Genomic DNA, 20,314 nt, shown 5'->3' on the forward strand with positions numbered 1-20,314 from the left:
TCAGATTGGATTAATTATATGAGTTATCACACCCTGCAAAAAGCCATCACTGCTCGTCTTGAAATCAAGAAATCTGAATTCATTACTTACGCTTATCCGGTCACCACGCGAGAACAAGCCATGTTTCACGTGGAACAGCTGCGCGAACAATATCCTGATGCGCGGCATTGGTGCTGGGCTTATATCATCGGTGACCCTGATAATACAACGAGCGCAGGCTTTGATGATGATGGAGAGCCTAACGGTACAGCAGGACGGCCGATTCTAAACGTCCTACAACACAAGTCCATCGGTAACGTCATTATTATTGTGGTGCGTTATTTTGGTGGTATTAAACTGGGTGCTGGCGGCCTGACTCGTGCTTATGCAGGCTCTGCGCAAGCGGCAGTGGATGAGATGATACTGCACCCTTACGTACCAATGACGCAAGTACAGATACTAGCGGAGTTCGCGACTGAAGCGCAATGTCGTTATATAGTAGAAAGCCTAAACGGTAGTATTGATGACGTAAATTATAGCAAGCAGGTTACATTAACCGTGACTATTGCTGAACAAGATATTGAGCGTTTAAAAGAGCGTCTGGCAATGGATGGGCGGGTGCTAGAGGATAAGTAATTACCGCTACTTTTAAGAATAAACAGCAACAAAATGTGGACACGACCTACATCAAACCAAGAGAGTTGCCATGTCAATACATAACCTAGCAGAATTAAAAACCCCGCCTATTATTAATGGTAATACTTTTAACTTTGAGCCTTTTGAGCCGCCTTTTTGGCTCAGCAATGCCCACTTACAAACCATCCTGCCTACTGTTCTTGTCAAGCACAATCCTGCCTATCGTCGCGAGCTAATACTAGACTCTCATCAAATCAGCGAGGTGGCTTATGATTTCATCGATAATAGTGAGCCACAACCCAAACACAATCAACGTTATAAAACGCCATTGATAGTCTTATTTCATGGGATGGAGGGCAGTAGTGCCAGCCATTATGCTCGAACGTTAGCCACTTATGTCGAGCATAATGGCTGGCACTTTGTGGTAGGACATTTTCGTGGCTGCGGCGGCGTACCAATGTCTAATGAGGTGGTCTATCATGCTGGTGATAGCGAAGAGACCCATCATACGCTGGAAGTACTGGCCAAGCGTTACGAAACTATCTATGCGGTGGGCGTCTCGCTGGGGGGCAACTTATTGGCGCGTTATATGGCAGATTATGGTGATGATGCCATTTGTGCAGCCGCAGCAGTGGTATCGGCGCCCCTTGATTTGGCATCAGCAACTACGGCAATGGAAAATCTGATAGGTCGCAGGCTCTACACTCCCTATTTACTAAACCCCATGCTGACCAAAGTTTTGAGTCAACGGTTAGATGTTACAGAGCTCAATAAAATTACTGCCAGCGAGCGCATTCAGGAGTTTGATGAGGCCTTTACCGCGCCGCGCTTGGGTTACCGATCGCCTTATGATTACTATCGTCAAGCCTCGGCGATGCCGCACCTATATAAAATTAGCAAACCAACCCTGATTATCACGGCTAAAGACGACCCTTTTTTAGGTATTAACGCTACGGCAGGTGATGTCTCAAATAGCGTGATATTATACGAGCCGGCGCATGGTGGCCACATTGGCTTTGTACGTTGGAAAGACAAAGGGTTAGATACCAATTGGGTGCCAGAAATAGCGCTACAGTTTTTTAACGCTGCTGCGTCTGCGTAAAATAACTCCCCTTTACGGCAATCCTCTTCCTATTAATTTTACTCAGACCTTAACCATGTCATAAATATTAGACTAGTTAATACCATCTTTAAGTAACCATCCGTTCACTGAAAACCATTGGTTTTAACCCTGCCAGTCGGTATGATAAGTCACTGTTTTTGATAACAACTTATATAAGACTGACCTATGCAAACTTCAAAACCTTCAAAGCAAACTTCAAAACCTTCAAATACCGCAAAGCCATTCGCTCCTGCTCCTTTTAAGCCACCATTTTGGCTGACTAATCCTCATCTGCAAAGTATCTTGCCCAAGTTTTTTGCGCCAGAAGTGCCAAAGTATCGGCGAGTAGTCAAGCAAGACTCGTTGTGTGAGACTGACATTGCTTATGACTTCTACGATGCGCATCCAATAGAAGCAGCGAACGACGGTACACTTGAGCAAACACCTTTAGTCGTGCTATTTCACGGAATGGAAGGTAGTAGCGATAGCCATTATGCGCGCGCATTGGCCTATCAAATGCATAACGATGGCTGGCACTTTGTAGTGGCACACTTTCGCAGTTGTGGCGGTATTCCGGCCAACGGGCGCGTCTTTTATAATGCTGGAGACACTGAAGAGGTGCATCACATGCTGCAGAATTTACGTGAGCAATATGCCCATATCTATGCGGTAGGCGTCTCGCTAGGCGGTAATGCGCTGGCAAAATACATGGGTGAATATGGTGATGAAGCGCTATGCGAGGGTGCCGTGGTCATCTCCGCTCCTGTCGATATGTCGTCAGCTGCTCTAAGTATGCATAGTTTCTTGAGTCATCGTATTTATACGCCGTATTTACTCAATCCAATTATCAAGAAAGCACTGGCAAATGATATCACCGTAGAGGAAATTGCCTCTATCAAGTCGGTCAATCGTATCAGTGACTTTGATAATATCTTTACCGCGCCGCGTCATGGCTATCGCTCCAAAAACGACTATTACCACTCCTCATCAGCTCTACCCTACTTAATAAATGTTACCCATCCGCTACTGCTGATTAGTGCCAAAGATGATCCCTTTATTGGCTTTACCGCCACTCAAGGCGATGTCTCTGATAGCGTCACTATCCTTGATACCGAGCATGGTGGACATATTGGTTATCTGCGTTATCGCTCAGCTAGCAAACAGACTGACACGGTGAAATCAAGCTCTAAGCAATCGAAAAAGAATGGTAAAAAAACCAAGACCTCAAAATTCGATATCAATTGGATACCTGAAACCGTTAGCGCTTTTTTTCACTCAATTGGCATTCCGTCTAACGATATTTCACTTGATAATGTTTCACCTGAAAACGCTTCACCTAACAATGCTTCCAATGAATAATAATCTAATAAATCATAACCCTAATCCTTAAATTATTGAGAGTCTGTTATGTATCCATTTTTTCGTTATGCTAAATCTATCACTAAGGCTGTCATCGCTAACAAAAAAGGCGATCAACTAGACTTAGCAGATACCAGCGAGATTGAGATTCGTTGTAGCTTGACGGACATTGATAATTTTTTAGAGATGAATAATGGTCGCGTACTGACGTTGTTCGATTTGGGACGTACTGATTTTGCCATTCGTACTGGCCTTGGTAAACAATTACTGCATAAGCGCTGGGGGCTAGTTGTAGCTGGCAGCACCGTACAATATCGCAAACGCATTCGCGCTTTTGATAAGGTCACGATTAAGACGCACGTCGCTGCTATTGATGAGCGCTGGATTTACGTGGAACAATCAATGTGGGTGAAAGGCAAGCCCTGCTCGTCTGCCCTACTACGGACAGGCGTCACTAGCAAAGGGCGCGTGATTGAGACTCAAGAAGTGCTGGATGCGATGGGTAAATCTGATTGGGATATGCCGCCGACTGGCTATGTAGCCGAATGGGTTGAGAGTGATGATGACCGTCCATGGCCGCCTTTAGGTTAGGCTAACTGTAAATTTATTTTTGATAATCTTTCGCAGCCAGTTAACCTTAAGACTACTATTCCACAACATTACATTATACAAATACGTATAATAATTGTTAGGATATTAGTGAGTAGAACATTCCATTAAATACAGTCTAATAAGGAAAATAAAATGGTTAATAATACGGATTACGTTGGAACGCTATTTGATAATAGTGAGTCAAACCCAGGCAAAATTACTTTAGCCTTTACGATGGCAGGTGTCGCGCTTAAAAAAGGTCACTCTGCATCAGTGATACTGATGGTAGACGCGGTACACCTAGCATTGCCGAACGCTTTGGATAACGTCGATATTGGCGATCCGTTCGACCCTGCTAAGGATTTGCTAGAAGCGTTTGTAGAGAAAGGTGGTAACGTCTTAGTCTGCGGTGCCTGTATGAAACACGGCGGTGTGGAAGAGTCAGACATCGATAAGCGCTTTACCGTCATCAGCGGCGATGATGTGGTTGAGCTATTGATGAATGCGAAGGGGTCTTTGCAGTTGAACTAAAACTTAAGAATTGAAGTTGTGAAAATGGGCTGGTTTTCTTAACTGTCTTTTTGATGGTTTGGGGAACTGGCTTATTTTTTGACGTATCACTTAACTACAAAACCGTAGTCAACTATTTTAACTACAATCTTGTAGCCAAAATTTGCTCCTTTTATTGAACAACTAAATACACATTATCTAACATGCAAGCTGTCTGGCTTTGTTAAAGTAAGTCATGCAAATCTCATAATAAGATAACAAGGAAGCCCATCATGACCTTAATGAATACTCTTAATTTAGCCTGCCCTATCATTCAAGCACCGATGGCAGGAGCAACCACGCCCGAGCTGGCGGCGACAGTCAGTAACTTTGGCGGATTGGGATCATTGGGGTCTGGCACGACGGCGCCAGATGTTTTGGATAAGCAAATTGACACTATTAAATCGCTCACCGACCGCCCTTTTATGATCAATCTGATGGTGTTGTCTGAGCATGACTCCAGTACGTTAGATAGCGAGATTCCTGCTTGGCTAAGTAATTTCTATCAAGAAAAAAATATAGAAATGGCGTTACCTGAACGACCAGCGCTAAGCTTTGCAGATCAACTACAAGTGCTCTATGACAATCCCGTCCCTGTAGCCAGCTTTACCTTTGGTATTATCAGCGCCGAGCAAGTGCAGCATTTACAGAGTCTAGGCACACGCGTCATCGGTACCGCCAATCATCCATTGGAAGCAAAAGCATGGGCAGAGATTGGCGCTGACGCAGTATGCGTGCAGGGGGTAGAAGCTGGTGGACATCGCGGTGGTTGGTTGCCACAAAGCGCAAACGATCCAATGGGATTATTGACGCTGATTAGTCAAACGCGGGCTTGCACCGATATTCCGTTAATCGCTGCGGGTGGGATTATGACTGGGCAAGCCATCAAAGCAATTCAAACAGCAGGGGCTGAGCTGGCACAAATCGGTACGGCATTTTTGACCACAGATAAGTGCGGTATCAATGCTACCTATAAACAGGCGCTACTCGATGCCAGTCAAGATAATCGCAGTAGCGAAACACGCTTAACGCGGCTGTTTTCAGGTAAGCAGGCACGCGGCTTATTAAATGATTATTTACGTGATTTTGCGCAATTTGAAAACGCGCATGAGCTACCGCCTTACCCACAATTAAATGCCATGACCAAAGACTTGCGTGCCCATGCAAAAAAGACTCTTGATGCAGAACATCAGTCTTTATGGGCAGGACAAGGAGTCGCTTTGGTCAGACAAGAAGGCACGATTGAATTGCTAGAGCGACTGGTAAAAGAGTTGTAATTTAATTAGCGTAGGCCCAGTTTTTAACCCTGAGAAGCGTTAAAAAATTGTACTGTAATTTTAGCTTTGCAAGGAAAATGCTGGGTTAAAAACCCAGCCTACCATCTATACTTAAATAACTATTTAACTACCTCTTTGGCCCCTCCCGAAACGAATTATAATTCTTCAGCGTTTCTTTTACCGCTTCGCTCATCGGCATATAACTGACTTTTACCTTCCTCTGTAAACTGTATGACCATCTCATAAAAAATGACAGTCAAATGATCATAAAGCATGCCGCGGGTTTACAGCTCTAATAAAGACGGCATAAGCTTTCTCGTCTATGATAAGCGTTTCGTTTAGTCAGCCCCAGATAGCGCCAAAGGATAAACATTGAGTAATACAGACATATCTTCCAGTAAACAACGTGACCTTACCCAAGGGTCGATTGCCAAAACGATGCTCCTGTTTGCCTTGCCAACGCTTGGCTCATCGGCGCTGCAATCCTTAAATGGCTCAATCAATGCTATTTGGGTAGGACGGTTTTTGGGTGAAGAAGCGCTGGCGGCGACGGCAAACGGCAATATCTTGATGTTTATCCTGATATCCTTTGTGTTTGGCTTTGGTATGGCGTCAACGATCTTAATCGGTCAAGCCATGGGTCAGCGCAATGAGGATGTGGTCAAACGCACCATGGGTACAGCGCTTGGTAGTATTATTCCAATAAGTGTGTTGGTCGCGGCTGTAGGATGGATATTTGCGCCACTGCTGCTTGATTTATTAGGGACGCCGCCAAGTGCTGTGGATCTGGCTCTGAGTTATCTGCGCATGATATTCGTTGCTATGCCGGTTACCCTAACCTTTACGCTGATCATGATGGCGTTACGTGGTACGGGTGATTCTACGACGCCGCTTTGGTTCATATCGATGTCGGTCGCTATTGATTTGGTGTTGACCCCTACGCTTATTTTGGGCCTCGGACCCTTCCCTGAATGGGGTATCTTTGGTTCAGCATTTGCTACTGCCGTTGCCAATACATTGGCGCTGATTGGCATTCTTACCACTATGTATTTTCGTGGTTCTGTGCTGGCGCTTAGTAAGCCTGAGCTGCGGTTTTTGCGTGCAGATAGAGAAATTCTAAAATCAATGTTTTCAAAAGGGCTGCCGATGGGTCTTCAGATGATCGTCATCTCGTCAGCGGCACTGACGATGCTTTCTTTGATCAACCGCGAGGGAGTGCAGACGACAGCCGCTTATAGTGCCACGCAGCAGCTTTGGACCTATGTACAGATGCCTGCAATGGCGCTCAGTGCAGCAGCAAGCGCCATGGTGGCGCAAAACATCGGGGCAGGACAATGGAATAGGGTGGCAAAAATAACTCACTGGGGGCTTGTCTTTAATGTGGTGTTGACAGGCGCTGTCATCGTAGCGCTGACAATATTTGATGAAGCTGTCTTAAGCCTTTTCCTCGGTAGTGATAGTCCAGCGGTACCGATTGGGCGTCATATTCAACTGATGGCAACATGGGGCTTTGTGTTTTTTGGCATAGCGCAGGTATTTTTTGGTACCATGCGTGCCAATGGCTATGTAATCTGGCCACTGATTGTGATGGTAATTTCAATGTATCCTGTGCGGCTTGGCTTCGCGTTTGGATTTTATTCAACCCTTGGTAGTGACGCGCTTTGGCTATCGTTTCCAGCGGGAATGGTAGCGACCGCGCTTATGGGAGCAGGATTGTATCTGTATGGCGGCTGGCGTAAAGGTAAGCTGTTACCTGAAGAGGAAGCGGCACAAACAACCGAGGGTTATCGCGCCCATGCAGGCACTTGTTCGGCGTGCCGTGATGTGACACCGACGACGTCATGGGAGCAATCTGAAGATAAAAGAGCGGTTGCTCAGCGTTCATGATTACAAGGTTAATCAGGTAATTGTGATTACCGGTGTAACGTATTTACTAAGCCAAAATTGCGCTAGTGTATCATCAAAAATTTTCATTAAATGATGAAAAATTAAGGACTAAAATTATCATGGCTCTTCCCACCCTTAGAATACGCATGCGTCGCAAGTACTACCGCCTAGTCTTTACAGGACTCATGGCACTGATGATGTCGCTTATTATCTCGACTGCGTTGATACTGGTCAAAACAGGCTATAGTGATCATTTCTTCGCTGATCTACTGGGGTCATGGGGGCTGGCATTTATATTCGCTTGGCCAAGTGCTTATGTTTGCGCGTATCTGGTGCAGGAGCATATACTTAGTCGGATTGAATTTTATTGAGTAGTCTCAACCTTGTTTTTTAAACAAGCTACCCTATGATTGATCGTTCCCTCCAGTACTGGCTCGATCTGCGCGCACTCTGCGTCAGCGAGCGGACAACGGGTGCGAAACACACAGCCAGATGGCGGATGAATAGGACTGGGCAAGTCACCTTCTAACAGCTGAATGGTTTTGTTACGCTCAGCGATAGGGTCAGGTAATGGCACCGCTGACATCAGCGCTTGAGTATAAGGATGGGTTGGATTGCCGTAGACTGCTTTGTCCACCCCAAGCTCAACCGCGTGACCCAAATACATCACCAGCACTCGATCGGCAATATGTTTGACCACCGATAGATCATGAGCAATAAAAATGAGCGCCAGCCCCATCTCTTCTTGAATATCTTGCAATAAGTTAATAACCTGCGCTTGAATAGAGACATCAAGGGCGGAGACAGGTTCATCGCAGATAATGATTTTGGGCTTCAATATCAGTGCACGCGCGATACCAATACGCTGACACTGACCGCCTGAGAACTCGTGCGGATAGCGGTTGATTTGATTGGAGAGTAGGCCCACCTTTTTCATAATGGCGCGTACTTCGTCTTGCACTTCCGCCTTTTTCATCTTTGGATAATAAGTACGCAATGGCTCAGCGATGATATCGCCGACGGTCATGCGCGGATTCAAGGAAGCCAGCGGGTCTTGGAAGATCATCTGAATGTCTTTGCGCTTTATTCTCATAGTCTTTTTGGAGGCGCCCACGATCTCAGCATCATTGAACTTAATGCTACCCGAATTGGCACGTACCAGTCCGATGATCGTTCGAGCAAGTGTGGATTTACCGCAGCCTGACTCCCCAACCACGCCTAAGGTCTCGCCGGCAAACAACTCAAAAGATACGCCATCAACTGCTTTTAAGGTATCGGGCTTTTGCCAAAAGTACGAGCCTTTGCGCTTGATAGCGAAGCTTGTGCGCACATCTTGCACTTGTAATAGTGGGGTTTGGTTCAGCGTTGGATCAGGCGCTTGACTGGTCGTGTTAATGGTCTCTACATTCGCTGTGGTCATGCCTAACCCTCCAAATTCAATAGATTGGTATTGCTCTTTGCTGACGTATCCACTTGCATCTCAGGCTGCCAATAACAGGCGCGCTGACGCTCATGCGGTAAGAACTCAAGCGGCGGTGGCACATCGCGACAGATATCCATCGCGTGCGGACAACGCTCATGAAACGGACAGCCAGTCGGCAAGTTTAGCAAGTTCGGCGGACTGCCTGGAATGGTCGCAAGCTTACCACCTTTATCGTCAAGACGCGGAATGGCTTTGAGCAGGCCAATCGTATACGGATGCGTCGGCGTATAAAATATCTCCTCGGTCTCGCCATACGCCATGGTTCGCCCTGCATACATGACCAATACCCGATCGCAGATACCCGCGACCACGCCCAAATCATGAGTAATCATCACAATGGTCGTACCAAAGTCGCGCTTAAGCTCGTTGAGTAGCACCATAATCTGCGCTTGTACAGTGACATCAAGCGCTGTCGTTGGCTCATCAGCAATCAACAGTTTAGGGCGACATAAGAGCGCCATAGCGATCATCACGCGCTGACGCATACCACCTGAGAACTCATGTGGATACATACCGATACGTTTTTTGGCTTCTGGAATCTTAACTGCGTCGAGCATTTTTATCGATTCAGCCCAAGCCGCCTTTTTACTCATGCCTTTATGTAAAATCAAAACCTCGGCAAGCTGATCTCCTATTTTCATATAAGGGTTCAGGGAGGTCATCGGATCTTGAAAGATCATCGCGACTTGCTCAGCGCGGATTTTATTCAATGCCTTTTGCGGTAGTCCTAGCAGCTCCTGACCTTCAAAACGTACCGAACCTTGAGTGCGGCCATTTTTAGCCAACAGCCCCATAATGGCAAAGGCGGTTTGCGATTTACCAGAGCCGGATTCACCAACGATGCCTAAAGTCTCCCCTTCATTGAGGTTAAAATTTAGACCATTTACCGCGGTCACCAGACCGTCTTCTGTCGTAAACTGTACAGATAAATCTTTGACGGTCAGTAAGCTGTTTTTCTCAGAGCGGCTATCTACAGGCGCGTCCCTACTGTCATCACGAATGGTCGAAACTATTTTTTTAGGAGGACTGTTTTTAGTATCATTTTTAGCATGGTTTTGAGCGGCGGTATTGATATTTTGAGTTGTCATAGTGTCGACCTCCTAGCGATCTTTGGGATCAAACGCATCACGCAGACCATCGCCGATAAAGTTAAAGCAAAATAGAGTAATGACCAAAAATGCAGACGGAATCAAAATCTGCCAAGGCGCGACTTGCATCGTCTGTGAGCCTTCTTGTAGTAGCGCGCCCCAACTGGTCATTGGCTCTTGCACACCAAGTCCTAAAAAGCTCAAAAATGACTCAAATAAAATCATCGTCGGCACGAGTAAAGAGGCATAAACCACGACCACGCCCAGCACATTGGGTACGATATGACGAAGAATAATGTTAAAACCTGATACCCCGCCGACATGTGCGGCTTCAATAAACTCCTTACTTTTCAGACTCAGCGTCTGACCACGCACGATACGAGCGACATCAAGCCAAGACACCAAGCCAATAGCGACGAAAATTAAAATAAGGTTACGGCCAAAGATAGTCACTAGCAAAATCACGAAAAACATAAACGGAAAGGCGCTCAAAATCTCCAAAAAGCGCATCATGATCATATCGACTTTACCACCAAGATAGCCTGACGTTGCGCCATACACGGTACCAACCAATACTGCCACCGTTGCGCCTGCGATACCGACTAGTAAAGATATCCGTCCGCCCATTGCGGTGCGTACGAGCAAGTCGCGACCGAGCGAATCGGTGCCAAAATAATGCTGGTTTTCAATCGATGGCGCCGCTTGCATAAAGTTCCAATCGGTCTCAGCATACCCATAAGGTGCTAGCATCGGTACAAATATCACAAAAGCACCGACCAGCAATAAAATAAAAAAGCTGGCCACTGCGGCTTTGTTTTGATAAAAGCGTCGCCACGCATCTTGCCAAAGGCTACGGCCTTTAATCTCTTTGGTAGGCAAATCAGCCATGCCAATAGGTTGGTCTGCGATAAGGCTCATAGTCGTCCTTTTAATAATCTGTCATTTGAAGTGTTAAGCGGCAGTGCGCTCTAGATAACGGCTCGTTTTTGATCACAATCAATACTGAACTTTGGGATCAATAACGGCGTATAAAATATCGACAATAGCGTTAAAAGCAATGGTCAATACGCCAACCAAAATGGTCAGACTCAGCACCACACCATAATCGCGATTAAGCGCTCCATTGACAAATAACTGACCAATACCCGGTAGACCAAAGATGGTTTCGATAACAATAGAGCCTGTGATAATACCCACAAAAGCAGGGCCTAGATAAGAAATAACAGGTAGTGACGCTGGACGCAAAGCATGCTTTAACACAATCTGACGCATCGGTAACCCTTTAGATTTTGCGGTGCGTATATATTGGCTGTTCATCACCTCGATCATTGAGCCGCGCATAATCCGTGCAATACTTGCCACATAAGCCAGCGCTAACGCAGTCACGGGCAGGATAAGGTTTTGTAGCGCCCCATCATTCCAGCCACCTGCCGGTAACCACTGCAAAATGATGGCAAAAATAAGCACGAGTAGCGGCGCTTTGACAAAGCTTGGAATCACAACGCCGGTCATCGCAAAAGCCATGAGCACGTAATCAAGCCACGAGTTTTGTTTGAGTGCAGCGATAATACCAAGTGCCAAACCCAGTACCACCGCTACTACAAAGGCATAAAACCCAAGCTCTAACGAGACGGGTAGAGACTGGGATAACAGCTCATTGACCGTATAGTCTTTGTACTTAAAAGACGGCCCAAAGTCGCCTACTGCCAACTGTTTTAAGTAGTTGACATATTGTAGCCACATTGGGTCGTTAAGATTATATTTGGCTTCAATATTTGCCAATACCGCAGGTGATAAGTTGCGCTCTGTCGTAAAAGGACTACCAGGCGCTAGGCGCATCATAAAAAAGGACACGGTAATCAAAACAAACATAGTCGGAATGGCTTCTAAGATACGCCGAAAGATGAGCTTTAGCATAGAACCTCTTTATAGAACCTTTGTATAAAGGCTCCTATCTCTAAAATTTTTCTTGAAATAATGACCTTCAAGATTTATAAGTCCAAACAGACAAGCGCTATAAATCAGAACAAATCTTTTTTATAGCGCTCACTTATAAAGGTGATTTAATGACTAGTGTTTGGCAATAGAGATATTTTTGCCCTGCCAATTTCCCAAAGGATCATTCTCCGAAAATCCGATAACATAAGGCTTAACCATTCGCGGACTGACGTAGTGATAGATGTTTAACAGCCCCATATCGTCATCCAACTGAGCCTCTGCTTGCTGATACAAATCTGCACGCTGCGCATCGGTGACCCCAGGTTTTAGGGTTTGCGCCATCAGACTATCGAATTTGGGGCTATTGTATTTACCGTAGTTACCGCTATTGTCAGATTTTGCGATATTTAAAAAGGCTGAAGGCTCATTGTAATCCGCACACCAGCCGGCACGCGCAATTTCATAATTGCCGTTACGGCGCGTATCGAGGTAGGTTTTCCACTCTTTATTGACTAAATTGACATCGACAAACCCAAGTGCTTGCTTCCACAATGAAGTGGCAGCAACCGCGACCTTTTTATGGTTGTCATTGGTATTGTAGAGTAGCTCAAAGCTAAGCGGATTATTCTCATCATACCCTGCTTCATTAAGTAGTTTTTTGGCCTCAGCGATACGTTTGTCTTGATCCCAACTGGACCATTCTGGCGTGTTTGCCACATCACCATTGGTCACAGTAGGCGTCAGCTGATAAGCTGCTGTTTGGCCTTGGCCGATTACCTTATCAACAATAGTATCGCGATCTAAGGCTAGCGCCAAAGCGCGGCGTACTTTAGGATCATCGAAAGGCGGTTTTACGGTATTAAATTCATAATAGTAAGTACAAAGGTAAGGCGATACTCTCAGCTCTTTTCCATAATCTGTTTGCAAAGAGTTAAACTGCTCGGTTGGAATCTCATTATAGGTTACATCAACCTCACCTGCTTGATAGCGCGATACATCAGTCACGCTAGAGGGAATCGGTAACATAGTAATCGTATCAAGCGTAGTATTGGCGTCATCATAATACTCAGAATTACGCGACAGCACCAGCTCGTCATTGATCTGCCATTTACTGACTGTATAAGGACCATTGACTACGATATTAGTAGGGTCTGTCCACTTATCGCCAAACTCTTCGACGGTCTTTTGATGTACTGGTTTGACTGAGTTATGAATCAGCATATCGGGGAAGTACGGTACTGGTTCTGTTAGTGTCACTTGTAGCGTCTTATCGTCGATGGCTTCTACGCCTAGCGTCTCAGTACCAGCAGCGCCCGCGACGATTTGATCAGCGCCTTTTACTTTGGCATCAACCAAATAGCTTGAATAAGGGGACGCTGTATTTGGATCGACCAAACGACGCATACTATAAGCGAAATCCTCTGCGGTAACCGGATCACCATTTGACCAGTTGGCGTCACGCAGTTTAAACGTCCATACTTTGTTATCGTCGCTCTCCCAGCTGGTTGCCATTGCTGGGATAGTTTTGCCATCAGCATCGGTATTGGTCAGGCCCTCAAATATTTGACGACCAATATTAGATTCGGGTACGCCCGATACTTTATGCGGATCTAGCGACTCAGGCTCGGTGCCGTTATTGATGGTTAGCTCTTGCGTTTCAGCCAAGACATTGGGGTCAATGTCAGCTGCAGCATCGGCATTGCTGGTGTTGGCAGTATTGTCGCTACAGCCCGTCATAAACATAGCAAGTACAAGAGAGGTGGGTAAAAATACGGTAGTACGCAGGGAGGTAGGGTTGAAAGTCATATGATATCCTATCGGGCAGATGGCAAGCAGCTTGCCCAATCTTTTAGTAAATCCATTTAAGTTTAGTATCTATTATTTATGTCATTAAAGGTCATATTCCGACCTTTTACCTTGTAATTACAACGCTTCAACCAAACCTTGTTAGGTCCAAGTAAGCAGTTACTATTACCTATTGATAACACAAATTAGAAAACTATTGGTAACATTAATAATAAAAAAAGTTATGAATGTCAACAGCTTTTAAGACTTTGGAGAGAATATGAGGTAGGAAGAGTCTCTTAAGACGATGATGCTATTAGGTCAAAATGATAAAAAATCCTATCAATTTATGAGTTTTTGCACAAACTTTATCGCTTTTATCGCTTAAAACCGATCTTTCATCAAAAGACTGCTCTTCTGTTATGAATTGTAGTCAAAATTTTTCAATAGCCTACAATGCTTAGAGGGGTATTATTTGACTGTCTGGTCTGAATCTTAATAGAAGTGACGTTACCTTGTGATTGTAAGTCGATGACAACGTTCATTAACCAAACTGATATTGCGATAGACACGCGCGACTTGCTACTGTGGCTGGTAGTTTTTCACCAATCAAAAAAAATAAAGGATTTATTATGCGTAGCGCAACTTATGAGACTTTTGGCAAACCGACTGAGGTATTAAGCCTTGGCGACAGCCCTATTCCAGAGCCAAAGGCCAATGAAGTGCGAGTCAAAACCATACTCGCCTCGATTCATAACCATGACCTATTGACCATTCGCGGTAAATACGGCTTCAAACCTGAACTGCCAGCGATCGGTGGTTCTGAAGCCTTGGGGATCATCGATGCTGTCGGTAGTGACGTCAAAGACCTAAAAGTCGGTCAGCGTATTGCGGCAGCCAGCGTACAAGCGACATGGGCTGAATACTTTACCGCGCCTGCCAGCATGATATTCCCTATACCGGACAGCTTAAAAGACGAAATGGCGGCACAATTAATCGCTATGCCGCTCAGTGCCTTGATGTTGCTTGAGTTCTTAGAAGTAGAGAGTGGGCAATGGGTCATTCATAATGCTGCCAATGGTGCGGTTGGTAAATCGCTTGCGATGTTAGCTGCTGCGCGCGGGGTTAATACCATTAATGTGGTTCGCAGTAGCGATGCGTTAGAAGAATTGGACGCGCTCGGTATCAAAAACAATATCAATAATTCAGATGACGACTGGAAAGATCAAGTCCGTCGCATCATAGGCGATGACAGCATCAGCGCCGCAGTGGACTCGGTCGGCGGTGAGGCCAGTGGTGATTTACTGTCATTGCTAGGTCATTATGGTACGTTTGCTGTCTTTGGCGCAATGTCAGGCAAGCCAATGGCGCTCAATCCTACTGATATGATATTTAAGCAAGCAACGTTAAAAGGCTTTTGGGGCAGCAAAATCAGTCAAGAAATGAGTGTCGAAAACAAGCAGCGTTTAGTTGATGAGCTGATCGAGCGCGCCGTTGATGGCAAGTTAAAGCTGCCCGTTGAAGCAACTTTTGATCTGGCGGATATCATCAAAGCAGTCGATGGTAAATTGCAGTCTGAGAAAACAGGCAAAGTGCTTTTGAAGCCTTAGTCTTTAGTCAATACTAAAACTATTAGTGATGGCAGTGTTCTTCTTAGAATGCTGTCATTTTTTTATGCTTTTATGTTTTTATTTAATAATAGCAACCCATTCATCGAATTTACAATGATAAGCAAGTAACAACGTTAGGTAACCAAAATCAAGTTGAGAACGCTTAGTCTGAGTTGTTATCGTCTATAAATAGCAAATTATAGTCAGTACTAAATAAAATCAATACATTATTAGCTACGTGCTACTGGTATAAATTTTCCTCGCTTGCTGTGTGCTTCGCACTTCAGAGGCTTCGCAAAATTCATTCCAACAGCACTGTATCGGTTTTAAATGATTTGACTATGTTATCAAGCTTATATCTCTTTAAGTACTCAAACTTATAAATAATAAAAAGGATATTTCTATGCGCACTGCAACTTACAACGAATTTGGCAAACCCTCTGACGTGCTTAGCGTAACCGAAAGCCCTACTCCAGAACCTAATAATAACCAAGTCCGTATCAAAACCATCTTATCTTCTATCCATAACCATGATCTGGTTACCATCAAAGGCGAGTACGGTAATAAACCTGAACTGCCTGCCACGGGCGGTAGTGAGGCGGTAGGGGAAATCGATGCTTTGGGTGAAGACGTAAAAGGCTTTGAAAAGGGTCAGCGCGTCGTCGTATCAGGCGTACAAGGTACGTGGGCGGAGTACTTTATCGCGCCAGCTCAAAGCATCATTCCTATACCAGACGCTATCGATGATGAAATGGCCGCTCAGCTTATCGCCATGCCGATGAGTGCGCTGCTACTCATTGAGTTCTTAAACATCAAGCCGGGTCAATGGATCATCCAAAATGCTGCCAATGGCGCGGTTGGTGAATCTATGGCGATGCTCACCCCTAAGCGTAATATCAATACGATTAATTTGGTGCGCAGTACAGAGTCCGAGCAAGAGCTGATCGATCTTGGTATTACCAAAAACAACGTTGTCACCGACAACAATGACTGGAAAGAGCAAGTCAAAAATATCGTTGGTGACGACAAAATTAGTGGCGCTGTCGATGCGGTCGGCGGCAAGTCTGGTGGCGAGCTGGTATCTCTACTAGGTAAACACGGTGTGCTAGCATCTTTAGGTGCCATGTCTGGCAAACCGCTCACGCTTAACCCTAGTGACCTGATTTTTAATTTGGCGCAGGTAAAAGGCTTTTGGGCGAGCGATATGATGCAAGAGATTAGTAGCGATGATATGCAGCGCCTAACCCGTGAGCTGATTGAGCGCGCGGCAAGCGGTCAATTAAAACTCCCTACTGGCGGCATTTATCCTTTAGATGATATTCAAACAGCGGTCTCTGAAAAAGTACAGTCAGACAAAAAAGGTAAGATATTGATTAAGCCTTAATATATGTGTTTAAAACCTATTTAATCCAAAAGTAATAAAAAAGGAATAATATTATGTCCAATCAAACAAACGCTGATAATAAAACCTTTAAAGCCTTAGTTGTCGAAGAAACGAACGACGGTGAATTTAAAAAAAGTATTGAGCAGCGCAACGTCAGTGATTTGCCTGAGAACGATTTATTGATCGAAGTGCATTATTCATCATTGAATTTCAAAGACGCTATGTCGGCATCGGGCAATAAAAGAATCACTAGAAACTACCCGCACACCCCCGGTATCGATGCCGCTGGTATCGTCATCAGTGACAAGTCTGGCACCTTTTCAGAGGGTCAAGAAGTCGTCGTATTCGGTTATGATTTGGGTATGGATACCGATGGCGGCTTAAGCCAAATGATTTCTATCCCAGCCGATTGGGCGGTCGCCTGTCCAGACTCCTTATCGCTAAAAGAAGCCATGATTTACGGTACGGGCGGCCTAACCGCAGCCTTAAGTGTGCAAAAGCTTGAAAAAATGGGTGCAAAACCTGCAGACGGTCCCGTCGCGGTCACAGGTGCAACGGGAGGCGTCGGCAGTATCAGCATTGCGATTTTAAGTCAACTAGGCTATGAGATCATTGCCTTCTCTGGTAAGCCTGAACAAAGCGACTATCTAAAAGAGCTTGGCGCAAGCGAAGTCCGTCATCGCGATAGCATTAATGAGATTGGCGATAAACCTGTCGGTCGTGAGCTGTGGGCCAACGCCATTGATACCATCGGCGGCGACTATTTGGCAAACTTGCTCAAGCAAACCAAAGCTGGCGGCGCGGTTACTTCTTGCGGCTTGGCAGGCGGCGCTGAGTTTTCGATGACGGTCATACCTTTTATCACCCGCGCAGTGTCGCTACTCGGTATCGATTCGGTCTATATTCCACTGGACGATAAAAAGGCTATTTGGGAGCGCGTTTCTACCGATATGAAACTACCTAATTTAGAAAGTTATGCCGAAGAGATTACCCTAGAGCAAACGCCTGAGTACTTAGATCGCTTTATGGCGAGCAAGACGGTTGGACGTTATGTGGTAAATGTAAAGGGTTAGGTTTTTGGTTTAGAAGATAGGTAATAATTAATCCGCTAAATTTAATACTATTTTAGGATGAAGCTAGTTAAGGATCATTTTACGCTATACATTAAACTTAATGTTACGCCCTAAACGATGGAGCACTTTATGAAACAGACAGTTGATAGTTGGCCTGATATTCCTTATCAAGATTGGAAAGAGACCTGTACACTATTACATCTATGCTGCCAGATCGTTGGTAAATACCGATTATCGCATACCCCATGGATTAATCATGCATGGCATACAACATTGTATGTCACGCCGCAAGGTTTATCGACAGGAACCGTTCCAGATGGTGATCGCTATATCACTTTGACACTCGATTTTTGTGATCATAAATTACGTGCGATATCTGACGATGGACGCTCAGAGGAATTTGCTCTCAAAGACATGAGCGTAGCAGGCTTCTATGCCCAAACTAAAATGATCGTCGAAGCGGTAGGCGGAACTTTTAATATTCATGGACAGCCAAACGAGCTGGAAGATGCAACGCCTTTTATCAGAGACACTAAAACTCGACCTTATAAATCCAATGCCGTTGCCAACTTCCACACGGCCCTACTCCAGATTGACCGAGTGTTTACTCAGTTTCGCTCTGGATTTATCGGTAAGGTCTCACCATCGCATCTGTTCTGGGGATCGTTCGATCTGGCTGTCACACGGTTTTCAGGTCGTCTTGCACCTCTGCACCCGGCAGGTATTCCGAACTTGCCAGATAAAGTGGCGCAAGAGGCTTATAGCCATGAGGTATCCTCTGCAGGATTTTGGCCAGGTGGTAGCGGTGTGGATGAGCCGATGTTCTACTCCTACACCTATCCGGGACTAGACGGTTTTGCTGATCAAAAAGTAGAACCAGCAGAAGCAAGGTTTGATAAAGACCTTGGAGAGTTTTTGCTACCTTATGATGCTGTGCGAACGAGCGACGATCCAGATGCCACGCTTATGGCGTTTTTACAATCAACTTATGAGGCTGCTGCAAATCTCGGTGATTGGGATCGGGACGCGCTGGAATGTGCTCTTGGCAAACCTAAAGTTCCTCGCGCCATTCATTAAGTTTGCGATTTGTGCAATAGAATGCATCCAATCGGGGGATTACCTGACCCCTACTCAGTATCGATTCGGTCTATATTCCACTGGACGGTAAGAAAGCTATTTGGGAGCGCGTTTCAACCGATATGAAACTACATAATTTAGAGGGTTATGGCGAAGAGATTACCCTTGAGTAAACGCCTGAGTACTTAGATCGATTTATAGCGAGTAAGACGGTCGGGCGTTATGTGGTGGATGTACGGGGTTAGGTTTGGTTTAGAGGATAATTTTTAGATGATTGCGGTGCTCTTTTGGGGTACTGCCGGTTTCTAACCATTACATGACTTCTACCAATTTAATTTGTTTGTTTTCGTAGCGTTTATGAAACTTCTGAGCGTTAAACTCTATTTCTTTTAAAGCTTCATCGATACCAATTTCTATAATTGGTCGACTATAGTTATACTCTTCACCAAAGGAAGAGTTTTGAAAAAATCTTCCTACAGGATCAATCATGAGGTAAGAGTCAGTCATTTCATCGTTATCTTCTGAAGAGATAATATGTGCGAAATCTTTATGTCTATCTAAAAATTTTAAAAAATCACTTTCAGAAACATTATATTGTGACGTTTTAACTGGTAGAACTTTAAATACTTTCCATTTGTTAGGTTTTACTCTATCAATAAAACTTGATAAATTTTCTGATTTGTTCAAACTACTGACCACTGTATTAATTTTTATATCAATACTTGAGCTTAAATCTCTGATGCTGCCTATGTCGTCTAAAACCTTGCCGATGTTCATCGATTTGTTTTTTTCAATTCTGCCAACTTCCGTGTTTGTTTGCTCATTTAATGAATCGACGCTAAATCCGATGCTGTCGAAATTATCTGCAATAAGCTTGTTTAACTCTTCGTTCAATCTACTGCCGTTAGTGATTGCGGACAAACTGAATTTTCGTTGCTTAGCGTAGTGAATAATTTTTGTTACCTTGCTAGTATTTAAAAACACTTCGCCACCTACTAAATTAAGACGGATTTTATCAAACCTTGTTAAATAAAGCCTATTTAGAATACTTGGTAGTGTTTCAATTTCATCCAACAGTTTTTTGATTAATTTATCGTTATTCAATATCTCTTTTTTTTGTTTACCCCATTTAGCAAAGCAATAATAGCATTTGTAGTTACAAGCTTCTGTAATGTGCCAATTTACTACTAACTCATTTTCATTGTTTAGTTTAATTCCCATAAATCCTCTCACTTATAATCCATTATAATATTAGTCTATGAGTTCAACTGTAGACTTATAAATAATGCTTCAAGCAAGATTAGTGCCATTGTAGAGTTTAGCGAATTTCTTATAGGCAACATGAGTCTTTTATTAATGAACTCTTCAACCAAAAAAACACCCAACAAAGTTGAGTGTTTAAATTGATTATTTGCGTTCATTTGCGTTCATTTGCGTTCATTTGCGTTCATTTGCGTTCATTTGCGTTCATTTGCGTTCATTTGCGTTCATTTGCG

18 protein-coding genes are annotated in these 20,314 nt (G+C 44.5%); 12 read left to right on the top strand and 6 right to left on the bottom strand.

The features are described 5' to 3' along the window. The first annotated feature begins 18 nt into the window (after positions 1-18). The 8 genes from ACS8FB_RS09960 to ACS8FB_RS09995 all read left to right on the top strand — a co-directional run bounded on the left by ACS8FB_RS09960 (position 19) and on the right by ACS8FB_RS09995 (position 7,751). Complete coding sequence (locus ACS8FB_RS09960; protein ID WP_439262574.1) at positions 19-615, top strand: YigZ family protein; 597 nt, start codon at positions 19-21, stop codon at positions 613-615. 70 nt (positions 616-685) lie between these two features. Then, on the top strand, positions 686-1,717 hold the full coding sequence (locus ACS8FB_RS09965; protein ID WP_439262575.1) for a YheT family hydrolase: 1,032 nt from the start codon (positions 686-688) through the stop codon (positions 1,715-1,717). A gap of 186 nt (positions 1,718-1,903) precedes the next feature. Next, the gene (locus ACS8FB_RS09970; RefSeq protein ID WP_439262577.1) at positions 1,904-3,076 is read left to right on the top strand and encodes a YheT family hydrolase; all 1,173 of its coding nucleotides are present in this window, start codon (positions 1,904-1,906) and stop codon (positions 3,074-3,076) included. Positions 3,077-3,124: 48 nt separating this feature from the next. Beyond that, positions 3,125-3,667 (top strand): acyl-CoA thioesterase, encoded by a 543-nt coding sequence (locus tag ACS8FB_RS09975; RefSeq protein ID WP_439262578.1) that lies wholly within the window; start codon positions 3,125-3,127, stop codon positions 3,665-3,667. Between the two features lie 153 nt (positions 3,668-3,820). Further along, on the top strand, positions 3,821-4,198 hold the full coding sequence (locus ACS8FB_RS09980; RefSeq protein ID WP_439262580.1) for a DsrE family protein: 378 nt from the start codon (positions 3,821-3,823) through the stop codon (positions 4,196-4,198). 251 nt (positions 4,199-4,449) lie between these two features. Beyond that, positions 4,450-5,493, top strand: a complete 1,044-nt coding sequence (locus tag ACS8FB_RS09985; protein ID WP_439262582.1) for an NAD(P)H-dependent flavin oxidoreductase — start codon at positions 4,450-4,452, stop codon at positions 5,491-5,493. Positions 5,494-5,865: 372 nt separating this feature from the next. After that, positions 5,866-7,380, top strand: coding sequence for an MATE family efflux transporter (locus ACS8FB_RS09990; protein ID WP_439262584.1), 1,515 nt, complete (start codon positions 5,866-5,868; stop codon positions 7,378-7,380). 119 nt (positions 7,381-7,499) lie between these two features. Then, complete coding sequence (locus ACS8FB_RS09995) at positions 7,500-7,751, top strand: DUF2798 domain-containing protein (protein ID WP_439262586.1); 252 nt, start codon at positions 7,500-7,502, stop codon at positions 7,749-7,751. Here the strand turns inward: ACS8FB_RS09995 and oppF are convergent. From oppF to ACS8FB_RS10020, 5 genes are all read right to left on the bottom strand, one after another. Next, positions 7,745-8,800: a murein tripeptide/oligopeptide ABC transporter ATP binding protein OppF gene (oppF, locus tag ACS8FB_RS10000; RefSeq protein ID WP_299218832.1), complete on the bottom strand. Its 1,056-nt coding sequence runs from the start codon at positions 8,798-8,800 to the stop codon at positions 7,745-7,747. The genes ACS8FB_RS09995 and oppF overlap by 7 nt on opposite strands. Before the next feature lie 2 nt (positions 8,801-8,802). After that, positions 8,803-9,951 (bottom strand): oligopeptide ABC transporter ATP-binding protein OppD, encoded by a 1,149-nt coding sequence (gene oppD, locus ACS8FB_RS10005; RefSeq protein WP_439262588.1) that lies wholly within the window; start codon positions 9,949-9,951, stop codon positions 8,803-8,805. 12 nt (positions 9,952-9,963) lie between these two features. Further along, positions 9,964-10,869 (bottom strand): oligopeptide ABC transporter permease OppC, encoded by a 906-nt coding sequence (gene oppC, locus ACS8FB_RS10010; RefSeq protein WP_439262590.1) that lies wholly within the window; start codon positions 10,867-10,869, stop codon positions 9,964-9,966. Positions 10,870-10,947: 78 nt separating this feature from the next. After that, complete coding sequence (gene oppB / locus ACS8FB_RS10015; protein ID WP_058369054.1) at positions 10,948-11,868, bottom strand: oligopeptide ABC transporter permease OppB; 921 nt, start codon at positions 11,866-11,868, stop codon at positions 10,948-10,950. Between the two features lie 153 nt (positions 11,869-12,021). Beyond that, a complete protein-coding gene (locus ACS8FB_RS10020) occupies positions 12,022-13,695 on the bottom strand; it encodes an ABC transporter substrate-binding protein (RefSeq protein WP_439262592.1) in 1,674 nt (557 codons plus the stop codon). 611 nt (positions 13,696-14,306) lie between these two features. Here ACS8FB_RS10020 and ACS8FB_RS10025 point away from each other — a divergent pair. The 4 genes from ACS8FB_RS10025 to ACS8FB_RS10040 all read left to right on the top strand — a co-directional run bounded on the left by ACS8FB_RS10025 (position 14,307) and on the right by ACS8FB_RS10040 (position 18,818). After that, positions 14,307-15,284 carry a zinc-binding dehydrogenase gene (locus tag ACS8FB_RS10025; protein ID WP_439262594.1) on the top strand — a complete coding sequence of 326 codons (978 nt, stop codon included), beginning with the start codon at positions 14,307-14,309 and terminating at the stop codon, positions 15,282-15,284. Between the two features lie 403 nt (positions 15,285-15,687). Continuing rightward, on the top strand, positions 15,688-16,668 hold the full coding sequence (locus tag ACS8FB_RS10030; RefSeq protein ID WP_439262596.1) for a zinc-binding dehydrogenase: 981 nt from the start codon (positions 15,688-15,690) through the stop codon (positions 16,666-16,668). A gap of 53 nt (positions 16,669-16,721) precedes the next feature. Beyond that, positions 16,722-17,741, top strand: coding sequence for a YhdH/YhfP family quinone oxidoreductase (locus ACS8FB_RS10035; protein ID WP_439262598.1), 1,020 nt, complete (start codon positions 16,722-16,724; stop codon positions 17,739-17,741). Positions 17,742-17,870: 129 nt separating this feature from the next. After that, the gene (locus ACS8FB_RS10040; protein WP_439262600.1) at positions 17,871-18,818 is read left to right on the top strand and encodes a DUF5996 family protein; all 948 of its coding nucleotides are present in this window, start codon (positions 17,871-17,873) and stop codon (positions 18,816-18,818) included. Between the two features lie 312 nt (positions 18,819-19,130). Here the strand turns inward: ACS8FB_RS10040 and ACS8FB_RS10045 are convergent, their stop codons facing one another. Further along, on the bottom strand, positions 19,131-20,039 hold the full coding sequence (locus ACS8FB_RS10045) for a viperin family antiviral radical SAM protein (RefSeq protein ID WP_439262602.1): 909 nt from the start codon (positions 20,037-20,039) through the stop codon (positions 19,131-19,133). Positions 20,040-20,314 lie beyond the last annotated feature (275 nt).

Source organism: Psychrobacter sp. 1U1 (genome assembly GCF_051847535.1).
GTDB classification, from domain to species: Bacteria; Pseudomonadota; Gammaproteobacteria; order Pseudomonadales; family Moraxellaceae; genus Psychrobacter; species Psychrobacter saeujeotis.